Origin of the sequence: Devosia albogilva (assembly GCF_042685625.1) — a bacterium.
Lineage (GTDB): Bacteria > Pseudomonadota > Alphaproteobacteria > Rhizobiales > Devosiaceae > Devosia > Devosia albogilva.
In genome coordinates, this window is the sequence record NZ_JBHUNP010000001.1 from 564,298 (window position 1) to 582,597 (window position 18,300).

General features: G+C 64.8%; 14 protein-coding genes. 6 read left to right on the top strand and 8 right to left on the bottom strand.

All coding sequences use genetic code 11. The annotated features are described in order from the left end of the window. Positions 1 to 107: 107 nt before the first annotated feature. The 6 genes from ureC (at position 108) to ureG (ending at position 4,470) form a co-directional block, all read left to right on the top strand. Positions 108 to 1,817: an urease subunit alpha gene (gene ureC, locus ACFSX5_RS02885; RefSeq protein ID WP_386831596.1), complete on the top strand. Its 1,710-nt coding sequence runs from the start codon at positions 108 to 110 to the stop codon at positions 1,815 to 1,817. A gap of 75 nt (positions 1,818 to 1,892) precedes the next feature. Further along, positions 1,893 to 2,270, top strand: coding sequence for an MliC family protein (locus ACFSX5_RS02890; RefSeq protein WP_386831598.1), 378 nt, complete (start codon positions 1,893 to 1,895; stop codon positions 2,268 to 2,270). Positions 2,271 to 2,283: 13 nt separating this feature from the next. Continuing rightward, a complete protein-coding gene (locus tag ACFSX5_RS02895) occupies positions 2,284 to 2,754 on the top strand; it encodes an urease accessory protein UreE (RefSeq protein ID WP_386831600.1) in 471 nt (156 codons plus the stop codon). Then, a complete protein-coding gene (locus tag ACFSX5_RS02900; protein WP_386831602.1) occupies positions 2,751 to 3,413 on the top strand; it encodes an urease accessory protein UreF in 663 nt (220 codons plus the stop codon). The genes ACFSX5_RS02895 and ACFSX5_RS02900 overlap by 4 nt, the downstream gene beginning before the upstream one ends. Then, complete coding sequence (locus ACFSX5_RS02905) at positions 3,410 to 3,841, top strand: DUF3995 domain-containing protein (RefSeq protein WP_386831604.1); 432 nt, start codon at positions 3,410 to 3,412, stop codon at positions 3,839 to 3,841. Before ACFSX5_RS02900 ends, ACFSX5_RS02905 begins: the two co-directional genes overlap by 4 nt. Further along, positions 3,838 to 4,470, top strand: coding sequence for an urease accessory protein UreG (gene ureG, locus ACFSX5_RS02910; RefSeq protein WP_386831606.1), 633 nt, complete (start codon positions 3,838 to 3,840; stop codon positions 4,468 to 4,470). The genes ACFSX5_RS02905 and ureG overlap by 4 nt, the downstream gene beginning before the upstream one ends. Before the next feature lies 1 nt (position 4,471). Here ureG and ACFSX5_RS02915 read toward each other — a convergent pair whose 3' ends face one another. The 8 genes from ACFSX5_RS02915 to ACFSX5_RS02950 form a co-directional block, all read right to left on the bottom strand. Next, a complete protein-coding gene (locus ACFSX5_RS02915; RefSeq protein WP_386831608.1) occupies positions 4,472 to 5,200 on the bottom strand; it encodes a metallophosphoesterase in 729 nt (242 codons plus the stop codon). Further along, complete coding sequence (gene glgX / locus ACFSX5_RS02920; protein ID WP_386831610.1) at positions 5,197 to 7,212, bottom strand: glycogen debranching protein GlgX; 2,016 nt, start codon at positions 7,210 to 7,212, stop codon at positions 5,197 to 5,199. The genes ACFSX5_RS02915 and glgX overlap by 4 nt, the downstream gene beginning before the upstream one ends. A 13-nt stretch (positions 7,213 to 7,225) precedes the next feature. Next, positions 7,226 to 8,863, bottom strand: a complete 1,638-nt coding sequence (locus ACFSX5_RS02925) for an alpha-D-glucose phosphate-specific phosphoglucomutase (protein ID WP_386831612.1) — start codon at positions 8,861 to 8,863, stop codon at positions 7,226 to 7,228. Beyond that, positions 8,841 to 10,304 carry a glycogen synthase GlgA gene (gene glgA, locus ACFSX5_RS02930; protein ID WP_386835563.1) on the bottom strand — a complete coding sequence of 488 codons (1,464 nt, stop codon included), beginning with the start codon at positions 10,302 to 10,304 and terminating at the stop codon, positions 8,841 to 8,843. Before glgA ends, ACFSX5_RS02925 begins: the two co-directional genes overlap by 23 nt. Further along, positions 10,304 to 11,575: a glucose-1-phosphate adenylyltransferase gene (glgC, locus tag ACFSX5_RS02935; protein WP_386831614.1), complete on the bottom strand. Its 1,272-nt coding sequence runs from the start codon at positions 11,573 to 11,575 to the stop codon at positions 10,304 to 10,306. Before glgC ends, glgA begins: the two co-directional genes overlap by 1 nt. A gap of 46 nt (positions 11,576 to 11,621) precedes the next feature. Beyond that, positions 11,622 to 13,811 carry a 1,4-alpha-glucan branching protein GlgB gene (glgB, locus tag ACFSX5_RS02940; protein ID WP_386831616.1) on the bottom strand — a complete coding sequence of 730 codons (2,190 nt, stop codon included), beginning with the start codon at positions 13,809 to 13,811 and terminating at the stop codon, positions 11,622 to 11,624. A 41-nt stretch (positions 13,812 to 13,852) separates the two neighbouring features. Further along, positions 13,853 to 16,333, bottom strand: a complete 2,481-nt coding sequence (locus tag ACFSX5_RS02945) for a glycogen/starch/alpha-glucan phosphorylase (RefSeq protein ID WP_386831618.1) — start codon at positions 16,331 to 16,333, stop codon at positions 13,853 to 13,855. 82 nt (positions 16,334 to 16,415) lie between these two features. Beyond that, a complete protein-coding gene (locus ACFSX5_RS02950; protein ID WP_386831620.1) occupies positions 16,416 to 18,278 on the bottom strand; it encodes a monovalent cation:proton antiporter-2 (CPA2) family protein in 1,863 nt (620 codons plus the stop codon). Between the last annotated feature and the right edge of the window lie 22 nt (positions 18,279 to 18,300).

The following is an 18,300-nucleotide window of genomic DNA, read 5'->3' on the forward strand; positions in this document are numbered from 1 at the left end:
TGCGTGAGGTGGAGGGCGAACCTGCCGTCCTGCGCACTTGCCAGCCGACCGGCGGCGCGCCACAGTCGCATCGGGAAGCCCCGGTCGCAGCCGACCACGGAGACTCGATGCCCGCACGCATATCTCGCGCCACCTATGCCGACATGTACGGCCCCACCACAGGCGACCGGGTCCGCCTTGCGGACACCGAGCTCTTCATCGAAGTCGAGAAGGACTTCACCACCTATGGCGAGGAGGTGAAGTTCGGCGGCGGCAAAGTCATCCGCGACGGCATGGGCCAGTCGCAGCGCACCCGGGCCGAGGGCGCCGTCGACACCGTCATCACCAATGCGCTCGTGGTCGACCACACCGGCATCTACAAGGCCGATATCGGCCTCAAGGACGGCGTGATTGCCGCCATCGGCAAGGCCGGCAACCCGGACACCCAGCCCGGCGTCCACATCATCATCGGCCCCTCTACCGAGGCAATCGCGGGCGAAGGCCGCATCCTCACCGCCGGCGGCATGGATGCCCACATCCACTTCATTGCGCCGCAGCAGATCGAAGAAGCGTTGATGAGCGGCGTCACCACCATGCTGGGCGGCGGAACCGGCCCTGCTCATGGCACGCTCGCCACCACCTGCACCGGCGCCTGGCACATCGAGCGCATGATCGAGAGCTTCGATGCGTTCCCGATGAACCTGGCCCTTGCCGGCAAGGGCAATACCTCCGTTCCTGCGCCGCTCGAGGAGATGATCCTCGCCGGCGCATCCTGCCTGAAGCTCCATGAGGACTGGGGCACGACGCCGGCGGCAATTGACAACTGTCTCGCCGTGGCGGACGACTACGACGTCCAGGTGATGATCCACACCGATACGCTCAACGAGAGCGGCTTCGTCGAGGACACCATCGCCGCTTTCAAGGGCCGCACCATCCACGCCTTCCACACTGAAGGCGCCGGTGGCGGGCACGCCCCCGACATCCTGCGGGTAGCCGGCCTGCCCAACGTCATTCCGTCGTCCACGAATCCGACCCGGCCATACACCGTCAACACCATCGCCGAACACCTCGACATGCTGATGGTGTGCCACCATTTGTCGCCCTCCATCCCCGAGGACGTCGCCTTTGCCGAGTCGCGAATCCGCAAGGAAACCATCGCCGCCGAGGACATCCTCCACGACATTGGCGCGCTGTCGGTGATCTCCTCCGACAGCCAGGCGATGGGCCGCGTTGGCGAAGTGCTCATCCGCACCTGGCAGACCGCCGACAAGATGAAGCGTCAGCGCGGGCGTCTGCCGGAAGAAACCGGCGACAACGACAATGTCCGCGTGCGTCGCTACATAGCCAAATACACCATCAACCCGGCCATCGCCCACGGCATGAGCCAGCACATCGGATCGGTGGAAGTCGGCAAGCGCGCCGACCTGGTGCTGTGGAGCCCCGCCTTCTTCGGCGTGAAGCCCGAGATGGTAGTGCTCGGCGGCTCCATTGCCGCTGCGCCCATGGGCGACCCCAACGCCTCCATCCCGACACCGCAGCCGATGCACTACCGGCCGATGTTTGCCAGCTACGGCAAGCTCAGGACCAACTCGTCCGTTACCTTCATCTCGCAGGCGGCTCACGAGGCCGGGTTGCGCAACCGCCTCGGCGTCGCCAAGCAGTTGGTGCCGGTCAAGAACACCCGCGGTGGCATCGGCAAGGCATCGATGATCCACAATTCGGCGACACCGCACATCGAAGTCGACCCAGAGACGTACGAAGTGCGCGCCGATGGTGAATTGCTGACCTGCGAACCGGCAACGGTGCTGCCGATGGCGCAACGGTATTTCCTGTTCTAGGGCCGTGTGCGTTCCCAACGACTCATTTCTGCCGCCGCACTGCGCTTAGCTGCGGCGGTCCGAAGGGAGGAAACCATGCCGATACGTCTTGCCGCCGCTGCTGCTCTCATGGCCCTGGCACTTCCGGTGCACGCCGCCGAAACCGGCCTCGTGCTGACACTCGGGAGCCAGGGCGATTTCGAACGCCGCGCCCATACCTATGATTGCGGCACCGACACGCCGCTGGCCGTCACCTATCTCAACGCCGCGCCGAACTTCCTCGCCATCGTGCCGGTCGAAGCGGAATCCGAACCGCTGGTCTTTGCCTCGGTCATCTCCGCCTCCGGCGCCCGCTATATGTCGGGACAGTGGACATGGTGGACCCGCGGCTCCGATGCCGAACTCTACGACGCAACGCTTGGGGAAGACGCCGATCCGGTGCTGACCTGCAGCGAAATCATCAACACCCCCTAAGCCCGGACTGCCGATGCATCGTGCTGTATCCCACCTTCCCGCCGGCCATGGACGCGGCACGCCCATCGACAGCATCACCCTCGCCCATGACGAACGTCGCCTGCGCCGCAAGCTGCTGACCGGCCGCGGCGGCACCGAAGTGATGGTGGATTTTCCGACGACGGTTACGCTCGACCACCGGGGCGGCCTGCTGCTCGAAGATGGGCACGTGGTGGAAATCCTCGCCGCCGACGAGCCGCTCTACGCCATCACAGCGCAGGACGCAGCCCATCTCGTCCGTCTCGCCTGGCACATCGGCAACCGCCACACCCCGGCGCAACTCGAGGCCGAGCGGCTGCTGATCCGGCGGGACCATGTGCTGAAGACAATGCTCGAAGGCCTGGGTGCCTCGGTGACCCTCGTCACCGAGCCGTTCTTCGCCGAGCACGGCGCGTACCACAGCCACGGCCACGCTGACCAAGGTCACGCGCTGCTCGCCCGATGACCCGCCCCCGCGACCTGCAATTGCTGCTGACCTGGCTGTCGCCTGCGTTCCCGGTCGGTGCCTTCGCTTGGTCGGCCGGACTGGAAACAGCGATCGCCACCGGGACGGTCAAGGATCGCGCCACTGCGGAGGACTGGATCAGCGGCATCCTCCATCATGGCGGTCTGCGCACCGACACCATCCTGCTTTCCGGGGCTTGGCGCGCCAGCGCCGACCCCACCACCCTGCAGGACCTGGCTGACCTTTGCCTCGCCCTAACCCCGGCACGCGAGCGGCACGAGGAGACGCTGATCACCGGTGATGCCTTCGTTGCAGCGCTCCGCGCCTGGCCCGAAGCCGCCTCCATATCGCTGCCCCAGCCCTGCCCCTACCCCATTGCCGTTGGCGCCGCCGCCGCCCGCATCGGCATCGACCTCCAGGCGACGCTGCTCGCTTGGCTCACGGCTGCGGTTCACGCGCAGGTCTCGGTCTGTGTCCGGCTGGTGCCGATCGGGCAAACCGATGGACTCACCATCATGGCCGCACTGGAACCGACAATTGCCATATTGGCGGCAGCAGCGGCGACTGCGACAACGGACGACATAGGCGGCGTTGCCTACGCGGCCGATATCGCGCAAATGTCGCACGAAACCCTGACCACAAGAATTTTCCGCTCATGATCACCGCCATTGTCTCGCTGATGTTCCTGGCCCTCCTGGCAGTGAGCATGGCGCATCTTGCCTGGTCGTTCGGGCTGACCTGGCCGCTACGGGACGAGAAGCTCCTGGCGCAGACCGTGGTCGGCACCGCCGGCATCGAGCGGATGCCGTCGCGACTGACGACCTTCGCCGTCACGGTCTTCCTGGTCGTTGCCATGGTGGTCGGCGTGGCTCTTGGCGATCACGACAGCGGCGGCATTTGGCTCACCCTCGCGGGCCTGTTCCTTGCGGTGGTTTTCCTCGGTCGCGGCGTCGTCGGCTACACTGGCTGGTGGGCGGCACTCACGCCAGAGCCCAACTTTCGCTTCAACGACCGCCGCGTCTATTCCCCACTTTGCCTGCTGCTTGGGGCCGGCTTCGCCGCCCTCGCCATCATGAGGTTGCTATGAAATCTCCCAACGGCCCCCTGCGCATCGGCATCGGCGGCCCTGTCGGCTCCGGCAAGACCACGCTGTGCGAGATGCTGCTCAAGGCGATGCGCGACCGCTACTCCATGGCCGTGGTCACCAACGACATCTACACCCAGGAAGACGCGTTGATCCTGGCGCGGGTACAGGCCATCTCGGAAGACCGCATCGTCGGGGTCGAGACCGGCGGCTGCCCACACACGGCGATCCGCGAAGACGCCTCGCTCAATCTCGCGGCCATCGCCGATCTCAACCGCCGCTTCCCCGATCTTGACGTGGTCCTGATCGAGAGCGGCGGCGACAACCTGGCCGCTACCTTCTCCCCCGACCTCGCCGACCTGACCATCTACGTGATCTCGGTGGCACAGGGCGAAAAAGTACCGCGCAAGGGCGGCCCGGCCATCTCGCGCTCCGATCTCCTCGTCATCACCCACACCGATCTCGCCCCCCATGTGGGCGCAAGCCTCGAAGTGATGGAGTCCGACACGCAGAAGGTTCGCGAAGGACGCCCCTACGTGTTCACCGACCTGCTTCGCCGGGAAAGTCTCGACCAGATCATCGCCTTCATCGAAAGGGCCGGCGGTCTCACCCCGGCCGTGGCCGCCGAGTAGTTCAGCCCACCATCACCACATGGCTGACTAATTGCCCATCGGCAAAGTGGTGGATCATGAGGCCGGGTGGATCAACGATCTCCGCCTGACGTCCATCGAGCCGCAAGCGGTTGGCCGTGGTTACCGAGGGGGCCATGGTCGCCTGGCGTCCGGCAAAGCGGGTGAACAGCGGCCGGTGTACATGCCCGCAGGTCAGCCCGATCACCTTGTCCCCGGCGGCTTCGATCACCCCCGCCAGCCGGTCGCCGTTGAAGCAGATATTGCGGTCCTTGCCATCGATCCCGCATGAGAAAGGATGCTGGTGTTGAAACACCAGCACCGGCCGTTCGTCGGCCGCAAGTTGCTCCTTGAGCCAGCCGAGCACCGGCGCAGCATCGCCGTGGTGAGCACCGCTCACCGTTACATCGAGCCCGATCAGCCGCAGGGGCCCCGCTTGTCCCGTCACGCAGAGCGGACGCGGCGCCGTCCACTCCATTCGCGCCCCCAACACGGCGACGAGCGCTCCATGGTCGTCCATATTGCCCGGCACGGCATGGAAGGGCGCCTCGAAGTCATCGAGACGCTCGGCGACATGACGGTAGCTCTCGGCGTGGTCCGCTTCGGCCAGGTCGCCGCTGATGATGATGGCATCGGGCTTCAGCGGCTTCAGCCATCCGAGCACCCGGTCCAGGCGCGCCAGCCGCGCCTGGGATCCGTCGGCGTGAATGTCGCTGAGCTGTGCAACGATCACCGCTTCCGCTCGCCCTCCGGCCTGACCAGGACGATCACCGAGCGCGGCGACAGCGTTGCCGTGCCATTGGTGATCTGCACCCGGGCGGTGTTGTCGGACTGGATGCCGACGGTCCACTCGCCCTCGGGCAGATGCGCCACCACCGGCTCCACCCGGCGGTTGAACCACACCAGCACCTCGTCGGCCTTGTGACGCAGGTGCATTCCGAGCACTGAAGCCGCCGGATCGCTCCAGTCGCCCTCGCTCATCTCGCGATTGTCGGGGTGGAGCCAGACCACGTCGCGAACGCCGTTGCGCTCCTGTCCCGTCAGGAAATGATCGTGCGTCAGCGCCTCGTGCGACCGGCGGAAACGGTTAAGCGCCGCCACGTAGTTGACGAGGTCTCCGTCCGCCTCTTCCCAATCCACCCAGGTGATCTCGTTGTCCTGGGCATAGGCGTTGTTGTTGCCCTGCTGGGTGCGATACATTTCGTCGCCCTGCTGGACCAGCGGCACTCCGCGCGACAGGAACAACGTCGCCAGGAGCGCCCGCACGTCGCGCTTGCGCGCGGCGTTGACCGCCGGATCATCGGTCTCCCCCTCGACACCGCAGTTCCACGACGCGTTGTGGTTGTGCCCGTCGCGGTTGTTCTCGCCATTCGCGTCGTTGTGCTTTTCGGCATAGGTGACGAGGTCGCGCAACGTGAAGCCGTCATGCACGGCGAGGAGGTTCACGCTGTGGCTCGGCTTGCGGCCGGCGAAGTTGAAGATCTCCGCCGAGCCCGCCACCTTGCCGGCGAGCGCCCCGATCTTGCCGGGGCCGCCCTGCCAGAACTCCCGGATTTCGTCGCGATAAGTGTCGTTGTGCTCCTTGAACTCCTTGCCGAACTGGCCGAGCCCGTAACCGCCCGGACCCGGATCCCAGGGTTCGGCGACAAGGATGCACTTGCTGAGCACCGGATCGGACTTGATCTTGTTCAGCATCTCGGCGTTGGGGTTGAAGCCCGGATCGCGCCCGAGCACCGTCGCGAGGTCGAAGCGGAAGCCGGAGACACCCATCTCCTCCACCCAGTAGCGCAGCGAGTCGATCACCAGCCGCTGCGTCGCCGGATGATCGCAGCGCAGCGTGTTGCCGGTGCCGGTGTCGTTGACGAGGAACTGTTTGCCGTCGACTTCCACGAACCGGTAGTAGGTCTTGGCGTCGAGCCCCATCAGGCTCAGCATCGGCCCCTGCGCATCGCCCTCGCCGGTGTGGTTGTAGACCACGTCGAGGATCACCGAGATGCCGTTCTTGCGATAGAGGTCGGTCATGTACCGCAATTCCTGCGGTCCGCGCGGCGCCAGCCGCGGGTCGATGGCCGAATAGGCCACGGGGTTGTAGCCCCAGGCATTGGTGAGCCCCAGCGCCGGCAGGTGCCCCTCGTCGATCCATGCCGCCGTTGGCATCAACTGGATGGTGTCGACGCCGAGGAACTTGAAGTGGTCGATCACCCGCTGGGTGGTCAGCGCCGCGATGGTACCACGGAGCGGCCCCTGAACGCCCGGATGCCGCATGGTAAAGCCGCGCACGTTCATTTCATAGAACAGCCCTGGCGCTTTCTTGCGCGGCATGACGGTTTCGTTGCGCTCGCCGACGACGATGGCTTTTGGCACGAGGGGCGCGGTATCCACCGCTTCCGATCGGTCGAGGCGCAGGCGCGGCGAGCGCACGAACACCCGGTCGAGCCGCTTGGCATAAGGGTCGACCAGCAGCTTGCAGGGATCGAAGAAATATCCCTGGTCCGGGTTGTACTCGCCATCGGCCCTGAGGCCGTAGCGCGTGCCGGCACCGACGCCCGCAACCAGCACGGCATGGATGTTGTCCTGGTGGACGTCGAACTCGAAGCGGTCCGTCTCCTGGTCCATCTCGTCGAAGATGGACACCCAAAGTGCCGAAGCGCTTTCGGAATAGACGGCGAAGTTGACGCCTTCCTCGGTGATGGTGGCACCAAGGTGTTCTATACGCCCGCCACCGGGCACGATCTGTGGTTTCACGGCCCTGACGACACTAGGTGATGACACTGGGACTTTGACGTCCAGTTCGCTCCCGGATCCCTGCGAGCCGGTCGGCCAGTCCGACGAGGGGTTCAAGGGCGGTCTGGGTGTCAAGATCGTGTCGTCCATCGGCTGCCTCGTAGCGTTCTAAGTAGAGCCGCAACGTGGCGCCGACAGTGCCGGTTCCTGACAGCCTGAACACGATCCTGGAACCATCAGTAAAACCGATGCGAATACCTTGCTTGGAACTGGTCGATCCATCGACCGGGTCATGGTAGGTGAAGTCGTCGGCATAGGCGACGGTGAGATCGTCATCGAAACTTTGGCCGACCAGGCCCGGCAGTTTGGCCCTGAGGTCGTCCATCAGCGTGTTGGCCACGGCAGCATCGACCTCTTCGTAGTCGTGCCGGGTGTAGTAGTTGCGGCCATAGGTCTGCCAATGATCTCGCACGATCTCGTCGACGCTCTGCTTGCGCGCCGCGAGGATGTTGAGCCAGAGCAGCACCGCCCACAGCCCGTCCTTTTCGCGTACATGGTTCGAGCCCGTGCCGGCGCTCTCCTCGCCGCAGATCGTCACCCGGCCCGCATCCAGCAGATTGCCGAAGAACTTCCAGCCCGTGGGGGTCTCGTGCATTTCGAGCCCGCGCTTCTCGGCGACCTTGTCCGCCGCCGCGCTGGTCGGCATCGAGCGGGCGATACCGGCAATGCCGGTGGCATAGCCGGGTGCCAGAGCGGCATTGGCCGCGAGGATCGCCAGCGAATCCGAAGGTGTGACGAACCTGTTCTTGCCTATGATCAGGTTCCGGTCCCCATCTCCGTCCGAGGCGGCGCCGAAATCCGGACCGTCGGGGCTCATCAGCAGGTCGTAGAGGTCCTTCGCATAAACGAGGTTGGGATCCGGGTGCCCGCCGCCGAAATCCTGCGACGGCGTGCCGTTGATCACAGTACCCTCGGGGGCACCCAGCATCTCCTCGAGGATGCGATGCGCATAAGGGCCGGTGATCGCATGCATGGCATCGAACCGCATGCGGAAGCCCGAAGCGAACAGCGCCCGGATGGCGGTGAAGTCGAACAGCGTCTCCATCAGCGCCGCATAGTCGGCGACCGGATCGATCACCTCGACCACCATGTCGCCCACGCGCTGGGTGCCGATATGGCCGAGCGCCACATCGGGCGCCTCGACCATCTTGTAGCTGTCGATCACCTTGGTGCGCGCAAAGGCGGCGTCGGTGATCTTCTCCGGCGCCGGTCCGCCATTGCCGATATTGTATTTGATGCCGAAGTCGCCGTCCGGACCGCCCGGGTTGTGGCTCGCCGACAGCACCAGCCCGCCGAAGGCCTTGTAGTGGCGGATGATGTGGCTCGCAGCCGGCGTCGACAGCAGCCCGTCCCGCCCCACCATCACCTTGCCGAAGCCATTGCCCGCGGCGATCTTGATCGCCTTCTGGATGGCAACGTCGTTGTAGTAGCGCCCGTCCCCGCCGATCACCAGCGTCTGGCCCTCGAAGCCTTCGAGGCTGTCGAAGATCGACTGCACGAAGTTCTCGACATAGTTCGGCTGCTGGAACACGGGTACCCGCTTGCGCAGTCCCGACGTGCCCGGCTTCTGGTCCTGATAGGGGGTCGTCTTAATCGATTTGATGTTGGCCATCGGTCGTCAGTCCGGTGAGTTGGGCGTAGATGCCGGCATAAAGCGCCGCGCTCGTCTCCCAGGAGACGTCCGATTTCATCCCGCGCCGTTGGATTTTCTTCCAGGTCTTGGTGTCTTTGTAGAGCCGCACCACTTTGCGCACCGCCTCGTACAGCGCATGCGCGCTGTCCGGCGCGTACATGAAGCCGGTCGCCACTTCGGCCGATAGCGCCGCCGGATTGGCGTCGATGACCGTATCTGCCAGCCCGCCGATGCGGCTGACCACGGGCACGCAGCCATAGCGCAGCCCATAAAGCTGGGTGAGCCCACAGGGTTCGAACCGAGACGGGATCAAAATGGCGTCGCTGCCGCCCTGCATCAGGTGGCTCAACGCCTCGTCATAGCCGATCGTCACCCCGACCTTGCCGGGATGCCGTGCCGCCATGTGGCGGAATCCGTCCTCGAGATAGGCGTCCCCCGAGCCGAGCACCGCAAGGCGCCCGCCAAGATCAACGATGCCATCGACCACCTGCAGCAGCAGGTCCATGCCCTTCTGGTCGGTCAGGCGGCTGACCACGCAGAACAGCGGTCCATCGACCCCATCGAGGCCGAAGCGCTCCGCCACTGCGCGTTTGTTGGCTTGCCTGAGATGCAGCGTGCTCGACGAATAGGTCTGCACCAGCGCTTTGTCCGTCGCCGGATTCCAGGCCTCGGTGTCGATACCGTTGAGAATGCCGGTCACCGTCGCGGCACGGTTGTTCAGCAGCCCCTCGAGGCCCATGCCGAAGGCCGGCGTGCGGATCTCGTCGGCATAGGTCGGGCTGACGGTGGTGACGAAATCGGCGCATTCCATCCCCGCCTTGAGGTAGGAAATGTCGCCATAGAACTCGACCCCGCCCACCTCGAAGGCCTGCGGCGGCAGCCGCAATTGCTCGAAAATGTCGGCCCGGAAAAAACCCTTGAAGGCAATGTTGTGGACGGTCATCACCGTCCGCACCCGATCCGTCGCGCCATATTTGATGTAGGCCGGGGCGAGTCCCGCCTGCCAGTCATGGGCGTGGATGACGTGCGGCTGATAGCCTTCGATCATGCCGTGGCCGAGTTCGCCTGCGACCCAGCCCAACGCCGCGAAGCGCTTCCAGTTGTCCGGCCAGTCCCAGCCATCGGGGCTCACATAAGGGCTGCCCGGGCGGTCGTAGAACTGCGGCGCGTCAATGACGATCACGTCGAGCCCGCCGGCCCGGCCGGCAATCAGCTTGGCGCTGGCGCCGAACAGGTCGTCGAACTCCTGCACCACCCGGCCGCCGCTGAGCTTGCTCATCACCGAGGGATAGCCAGGCACCAGGGTTCGCATGGTCACGCCGCACTGGCCCAGCGCCGACGGCAGGGCGCCGGCGACATCCGCCAGCCCCCCGGTCTTGATCAGCGGATACGCCTCGGAGGCGACCGACAGGACTTCGATCATCGTCCCGCCAGGTACTTGTTGATCATGTTCTGCGTGATCAGCGTCACCCCATCATCGGTGCGGCGGAACCAGGTGGCATCGAACTCGGGGTCCTCGCCCACCACCAAACCTTCGGGGATGTTGACGCCACGGTCGATCACCACCTTCTTGAGCCGGGCATTGCGCCCGATATCGCAATAGGGCAGCACCACCGCCTCATCCAGCACCGAATAGGAATGGACGCGGCTGCCGGTCGACAGCAGCGTGCGGGTGAGATGACCACCCGAGATGATGCAGTCGCCCGAAACCAGCGAGTTCACCGCCGAGCCACGCCGCCCGTCATAATCGTGCACGAACTTGGCCGGCGGGGTGATCTCGGCATAGGTCCAGATGGGCCAGTCGCGATCATAAAGGTCGAGCTGCGGCTCGATGTCGGTCAGATCGATCGAGGCCTTCCAGTAGGCATCGATCGTGCCGACATCACGCCAATAGCTCACCTCTTCCTTGCTAGAGCGCACGCAGGAGCGGGTGAACCGGTGCGCCCAGGCCGTGCCGTTCTTGACGATATAGGGAATGATGTCCTTGCCGAAGTCGCGGTTGGAACCCTCGGTGGCGGCATCCCGGCGCAACTGCTCCATCAGGAAGCGCGTCTCGAACACATAGATACCCATTGACGCTAGCGCGGTATCCGGCTTGTCCGGAATACCGGGCGGGTCCTTCGGCTTTTCGACGAAATCGATAACCCGGTCGCGCCCGTCGACATGCATCACGCCGAAGCCGGTAGCTTCCATGCGCGGCACTTCGAGACAGCCGATGGTCACGTCCGCGCCCGTATCCACGTGCTGGCGGAGCATGATCTCGTAGTCCATCTTGTAGATGTGGTCGCCGGCCAGGATCACGATGTAGCGCGGGCCGTAGTCCTCGATGATGTCCATGTTCTGGTACACGGCATCGGCTGTGCCGGCATACCACATGTCCTCCTTCACCCGCTGCGAGGCCGGTAGCACGTCGAAGCTCTCGTTGCGCTCGGTCCGGAGGAAGTTCCAGCCCCGCTGCAGGTGCCGGATCAGCGAGTGCGCCTGATACTGCGTCGCCACCGAGATGCGGCGAATGCCGGAGTTCAGTGCGTTGGACAGCGCGAAGTCGATGATGCGCGACTTGCCCCCGAAATATACGGCAGGCTTGGCGCGCCGGTCGGTCAACTCCATCAGGCGCGTGCCGCGGCCACCCGCCAGCACATAGGCCATGGTTTCGCGGGCCAGCGGCGATGGTACCCTGTAGTCAGCCATTGTCCTTTTCCTCCTCCACCCCGGGAGCTTGGTTGTCGAAGCCGGTTCAGGCCGGCTCGTATTTCAGGAACAGTGTCGAAAGCGGTGGCAGGAACACCTCGGCCTCGGCGGGCCAGTGGCGCCCCTCCACGGGATACGCGGCAACGCCGCCCTGGTTGCCGGTGTTTGACCCGGAATACCACCCGGCATCGGTGTTGATGCGCTCTACCCAGCGCCCGGCCAGCGGCAGCGGCACGCGATAATTCTCGCGCGGCACCGGCGTGAAGTTGCTGATCACCAGCACGGGCTCGGCTCCGGGCGCCTTGCGCACGAAAGCCAGCACGGAGTTCTGCTGATCATTGCCGATCGCCCACTCGAACCCTTCCGGTTCGCAGTCGCGCGCGTGCAGCGCCGGCAGGCTGCGATAGGCGACGTTGAGATCGGCCACCAGCCGGCGAATCCCTTCGTGCATGCCGGCATCGAGCAGCCACCAGTCGAGGGGCCGACTCTCCGACCACTCCTCGCGTTGGGCGAATTCCTGTCCCATGAACAAGAGCTTCTTGCCCGGATGCCCCCACATGAAGGCGTAATAGGCTCTGAGGTTGGCGAACTGCTGCCAGTCGTCGCCCGGCATCTTGTTCAAGAGCGAGCGCTTGCCATGCACCACCTCGTCATGGCTCAGCGGCAGCACGAAATTCTCGCTGAACGCATAGACCATGCCGAAGGTCAGGTCGTGATGGTGGAACTTGCGGTGGATGGGCTCGCGGCGCATGTAGCGCAGCGTGTCGTTCATGAAGCCCATGTTCCACTTGAACCCGAAGCCGAGTCCCCCGGTATAGGCCGGGTGGCTGACACCGGGCCAGGAGGTCGACTCTTCGGCGATCATGAAGGCGCCCGGGTGCAGGCGATAAACCTCGGTGTTCACCCGCTTGAGGAACTCGACCGCCTCGAGGTTTTCGTTGCCGCCGTGCTTGTTCGGCACCCACTGCCCTGGATTGCGCGAGTAGTCCAGGTAGAGCATCGAGGCCACCGCATCGACCCGCAGCCCGTCGATGTGGAAGGTTTCGAGCCAGTACAGCGCGTTGTTGACGAGGAAGCTCTGCACTTCCTTGCGTCCGAAATTGTAGATCGCGGTGTTCCAGTCCGGATGATAACCGAGCCGCGGATCCTCGTGCTCGTAGAGCGCGGTGCCGTCGAAGCGGGCGAGGCCATGCGCGTCCGTCGGAAAGTGCGCCGGCACCCAGTCGAGGATGACGCCAAGCCCTGCCTCGTGCGCCGCATTCACGAAGCGCGCGAAATCCGCCGGCTCCCCGAAGCGCGCAGTGGGCGCGTAGAGTCCCGTCGGCTGGTAGCCCCAGCTCGGATCGTACGGGTGTTCGGAAATCGGCAAGAGCTCGATATGGGTGTAACCCATGTCGGCCACATAGGGCACCAACTGCTCGGCCAGTTGCGCATAGCTGAGGAAGCCGCCGTCGGGCCGGCGTCGCCAGCTGCCCAGATGCACCTCGTAGATCGACATAGGCGTGCGCCGCCAGTCCTTGAGCGCCCGCTCTTCCATGTAGCGCTGGTCGGTCCAGGTGAACGGCGTCGGGTCCGGCACGACCGAGGCGGTGCGCGGCCGCAGTTCGGACTGCCGGGCAAACGGATCGGCCTTGAGCGGCAGCACCGTGCCGTCGCGGGCGACGATCTCGTATTTGTAGAGCGTGCCGGTCCCCAGCACCGGAATGAAGACCTCCCAGATCCCGTTGCGGTTGCGCATCGGGTGCCGCCGGCCGTCCCATTCGTTGAACAGCCCGACCACGCTGACGCGCTGGGCGTTGGGCGCCCACACGGCAAAATGCGTGCCGTGAATGCCCTCGAACTCCATTTCGTGGGCGCCGAGCTTGTCGAACAGCCGCAAATGGCTGCCTTCGCCGATGTAGTAGTCGTCCATCGGCCCGAGCACCGGTCCGAAGGAATAGGGATCATAGACGTCCCACTCGCCACCGGCGTTGCGAGCGCGATAGCGGATCGGCTGGCGCCGGTCGACGTCGACCTTGCCCTCGAAGAACCCAGCGGAATGACGCGGGATCAGATGGCCAAGCGGCCGTCCATCAAGAGTGAAGGCATCGACGAACTCGGCATGCGGAATGAAGGCGCGCAGCAGCCACTGCCCCCCGACCTCCTGCAGGCCAAGGAAAGCGAATGGATTGGCGTGGCGTCCCGCCACCACCGCCTCGACTTCCCTGCTATCCGCCTGCCAGCTTTCCTTCGTCACCCGCCCACTCCCCCGTCACACTCGCTTGCGTCTGGCCCGCCTCAACTCGCCTGCTGCTCTCCGACACCCCAGATTTCCGCCGCGTATTGGCTGATGGTGCGGTCGGAGGAGAAGAAGCCGACACGGGCGGTGTTGCGAACCGCCATGCCGTACCAACGCTTCCTGTCGAGCCAAAGTTCGTTCACCCGCTCCTGCGCCGCTTCATAGGCGTCGAAGTCGCGCGCCACCATGAACCAGTCATGATCGTAGAGGCCGCCGATCAGGTCGCGGTAACGGTTCGGATCATCCGGCGAGAACACGCCCGAGGCAACGGATTCGAGCGCTTCCTTGAGCCGCGGCGACTTGTCGATCGCCGTGCGCGGCACCTCGCCCCTCGCCCGCTTTTCGTTCACTTCCTCGGCCGACATGCCGAAGATGACGATGTTGTCGGCGCCCACTTCCTTGTGCATCTCGACATTGGCGCCATCCATGGTGCCGATGGTAACGGCACCATTGGCCATGAACTTCATGTTGCCGGTGCCCGAGGCTTCCATGCCGGCCGTCGAAATCTGCTCCGAAAGGTCGGCGGCGGGGACGATCATTTCCGCAAGGCTCACATTGTAATTGGGCAGGAACACCACCTTGAGCAGCCCGCGGACCGCCGGGTCATTATTGATGACCTTGGCGACGTCGTTGATCAGTTTGATGATGAGCTTGGCGTTCCAGTAGCCCGGTGCCGCCTTGCCTGCGAACACCTTAACGCGCGGAACGAAATCCCGTTCCGGATGCGCACGAATTTCGTCATACATCGCAACGGCTTGGATGATGTTCAGCAGTTGCCGCTTGTATTCGTGGATTCGCTTGATCTGAACGTCGAACAGAGCGTCCGGCGACACCGTCACGTTGAGGCGGGTCTTGATCAGCCTTGCCAGCCGCTCCTTGTTGGCGAACTTCACCGCCGCGAACTGATCCTGGAAGGTCGGATCGTCCGCATGCGCATCGAGGCCCTTGAGCAGGTTGATGTCATCGAGGAACCCAGGCCCGATCCGATCCCCGATCAGTCGCGTCAGCTCCGGATTGCACTGCATCAGCCAGCGCCGCGGCGTGATGCCGTTGGTCTTGTTGTTGATGCGCTCGGGATAGAGCTTGTGAAGGTCGGCGAACACCGTCTGCTTCATCAGTTCGGTATGGAGCGCGGACACGCCATTGATCGAGTGCGATCCGACGAACGCCAGTTGCCCCATGCGCACCCGGCGCCCACCATGCTCGTCGATCAGCGACACGCTGGCGATCTGCGCATCCGAGAACCTCGCGCGCTGCCGCGCCTCGGCCAATACGTCGGCATTGATCTGGTAGATGATCTGCATGTGCCGCGGCAGCAACCGCTCCATCAGCGACACCGGCCAGCTCTCCAGCGCCTCGGGCAGCAGCGTGTGGTTGGTGTAGCCGAAGGTGCCGCGCGTCAGCCGCCAGGCCTCGGCCCACTTCAGGCCGTTGAGGTCGACCAGGATGCGCATCATCTCGGCGATCGAGATCGCCGGATGCGTGTCGTTGAGCTGGATCGCCACCTTGTCCGGCAGCGAACCGAGGTCGCCATAATGCTGCAGGTGACGCCGCACGATGTCCTGCAGCGAGGCCGAGGAGAAGAAGAACTCCTGCCGCAGCCGCAATTCCTGCCCCGCCGCAGTGGAATCCGCCGGGTAGAGCACCCGCGTGATCGCTCCGGCGCGGGCGCTTTCCTCGAGGGCGCCGATATGGTCGCCCGAGTTGAACTTGTCGAGCAGGATCGGGTCGATCGGCTGCGCGCTCCACAGCCGCAGCGTATTTACCCGCGCGCCGCGCCAGCCCACGATCGGGGTGTCATAGGCCACCGCCAGCAAATGGTCGTTGGGCCGCCATTCCTGCCGCACCGTTCCATCGGGATCGGTTACCGGCTCCACATGTCCGCCGAAGCCGATTTCGTAGGCGCTCTCGCGCCGTTCGAACTCCCACGGATTGCCATGCGCCAGCCAGTCCTCCGGCAGTTCGACCTGCCAGCCTTCGCTCATCTCCTGGCGGAACAGCCCGTGCACATAGCGGATGCCGTACCCGTAGGCCGGAATCTTGAGGGTCGACATCGACTCGAGAAAGCACGCCGCCAGCCGTCCCAGGCCGCCATTGCCCAGCGCTGCGTCCGGTTCGAGATTGATCAGATCGCCCAGATCGACCTTGAGATTCTTCAGCGCCTGCCGCACCGGCTCCATCAGGCCGATATTGCTGATCGCGTCGCGCATCAACCGGCCGATCAGGAATTCGAGGCTAAGGTAGTAAACCCGCTTCTTCGAGGTGCGCCAGGTCTCGCGCGAGGACTCCATCCACCGGTCCATCACCCGGTCGCGCACCGCGAGGATCGTCGCTTCCAGCCAGTCGTGCGGCCGGGCGACCACCGGGTCCTTGCCGACGGAGTAGATCAGCCTTTCGAGGATTTCGGCCTGAAGTGCCTCAGCGGTGGGAGCGCCCGGGCCGGGGATCGGCGCGTCGGTGACGAGTGGCTTTTGCGGCATATCGCAGTCCAGATTTCATGACGAACAGCTTCCCCTCTGTTGCTGTCAGTCTTGCACTTAATTTCTGCAGGCGGAAGCCCCGTCAAGGCGCAGTTCCCGGCGTTCCCGCGGTCTCGGCGCCTCCAGACGGCGCGGCCGATCGGGCCGGCATACCGCCCTCGCGCGCCTGGTCTTCGGCATTACTGAGCAACAGCCGTCCAAGCGAACGCCAATCCTCTCCCGCCAGTTGCAGTTCGAAGCGCTGCCGGTCGCGGCTGCGCACGCCCTCTACCACTTCTTCGGCTTCCTCGTCGCTGGCACCCAGCCGGCGGATGGCTTCGCCGCCAAAGGCCACAGCAGATTCGAACAGCTCTCGTACCTGGTAGTCCACCCCGGCCTTGACCAGCTCGATGGCGTGGCCGCGGTCGAAGGCACGGGCCATCACTCGGGCAAGCGGAAACTGCTCCCGCAGCAGACCCACTATACGCGTGGTCTGTTCCTTGCTGTCGGTGCAAACCAGGATCACGTCCGCGGTCCCCGCGCCTGCTGCATGCAGGATGTCGAGGCGTGTGCCGTCGCCATAATAGACCTTGAACCCGATCTGCGCCGCCGCCCGGATCATCTCGGGGTCGTTGTCGATGATCGACACCGAATGATGCCGCGCCAGGAGCGGCTGGCTCGCGATCTGCCCGAACCGGCCGAAGCCGATGATCAGCACGCTGGCCGTGAGCCCGGCGGCCGGCTCGACGCCCTCGAGCGACGGGCCGGTCGCCTTCGGCATCAAATAGCGCAGCCCGATGATCGCGAACGGCGTCAGGATCATCGACACGATCACCGTGGCGGTGAACACCGCATTGGTCGGCCCGTCAATCAGCCCGTTGGCGACCGCCGTCGTATAGAGCACAAAGGCGAACTCGCCGCCCTGCCCCATCAGCACCGCCCGCTCCAGGGCCTCGCCATGGGAAGAACGCAGCATCCGCGCGATCAGGTAGATCGCGCTGCCCTTGATCAGCATGAAAGCCACCACGCTGACGGCGATGATCTGCCAGCTCTCGGCCACCACGCCGAGGTCGAGCGACATGCCGACGGCAAGGAAGAACAGCCCGAGCAGGATACCGCGGAACGGCTCCACATCCGCTTCGAGCTGATGCTTGAACGAGGACGTCGACAGCAGCACGCCGGCAAGGAATGCGCCCATCGCGGTCGACAATCCGCTAGCCTGGAACAGCAGCGCCGCCCCAAGGATCACCAGCAGCGCCGCCGCGGTCATCACCTCGCGGAGTTTGGTCGCGGCCAGCGCGCGGAAGAAAGGGTTCATGATCCGCCGCCCGAGGAAGATCAGCAGCAGCACCGCCCCGATCGGCACCAGCACCGAAACCACGCGCTCAAAGATACTCACATCCTCGTTCGGCGTAGGGGCCAGGAACGCCACCACCGCCAGCAACGGCACGATGGCGAGGTCTTCGAGCAGCAGGATCGACACCATGCGCTGGCCGTGATCGCTGGCCAGCTCCCCGCGCTCTCCCAGGATCTGCATCACGATCGCGGTCGAGGTGAGCACGAACCCCATGCCGAAGATGAACGCCACCACCGGCGCAAAACCGAGCAGTATCCCCGTGCCGGTCAGCAGCGCCCCGCAGGTGCCCACCTGGATCACGCCCAGCCCGAAGATCTGCTTGCGCAGCGCCCACAGCCGCCTTGGCTCCATCTCGAGGCCGATGATGAACAGGAACATCACCACGCCGAGTTCGGCGATGGTCAACACCGACTCCGGCTCGGACACGATGCCGGTGACCGACGGGCCCAGCAGCAGGCCCGCCGCGAGATAGCCGAGCACCGATCCGAGCCCCAGTCGCTTGAACAGCGGCACCGCGATCACTGCGCTGGCGAGCAGCGCCACGATCGGTACGAGATCGACCCCGTGTGCGGCGGCATGCCCTGCTGCTTCGACTGCTTCGCCCGCCACCGCTCATCCCCCTGCTGGTGAG

Coding starts and splice junctions, on each gene's coding strand:
- ureC (WP_386831596.1), top strand. CDS start 108: ATGCCCGCACGCATATCTCGCGCCACCTATGCCGACATGTACGGCCCC.
- ACFSX5_RS02890 (WP_386831598.1), top strand. CDS start 1,893: ATGCCGATACGTCTTGCCGCCGCTGCTGCTCTCATGGCCCTGGCACTT.
- ACFSX5_RS02895 (WP_386831600.1), top strand. CDS start 2,284: ATGCATCGTGCTGTATCCCACCTTCCCGCCGGCCATGGACGCGGCACG.
- ACFSX5_RS02900 (WP_386831602.1), top strand. CDS start 2,751: ATGACCCGCCCCCGCGACCTGCAATTGCTGCTGACCTGGCTGTCGCCT.
- ACFSX5_RS02905 (WP_386831604.1), top strand. CDS start 3,410: ATGATCACCGCCATTGTCTCGCTGATGTTCCTGGCCCTCCTGGCAGTG.
- ureG (WP_386831606.1), top strand. CDS start 3,838: ATGAAATCTCCCAACGGCCCCCTGCGCATCGGCATCGGCGGCCCTGTC.
- ACFSX5_RS02925 (WP_386831612.1), bottom strand. CDS start 8,863: ATGGCCAACATCAAATCGATTAAGACGACCCCCTATCAGGACCAGAAG.
- glgC (WP_386831614.1), bottom strand. CDS start 11,575: ATGGCTGACTACAGGGTACCATCGCCGCTGGCCCGCGAAACCATGGCC.
- ACFSX5_RS02945 (WP_386831618.1), bottom strand. CDS start 16,333: ATGCCGCAAAAGCCACTCGTCACCGACGCGCCGATCCCCGGCCCGGGC.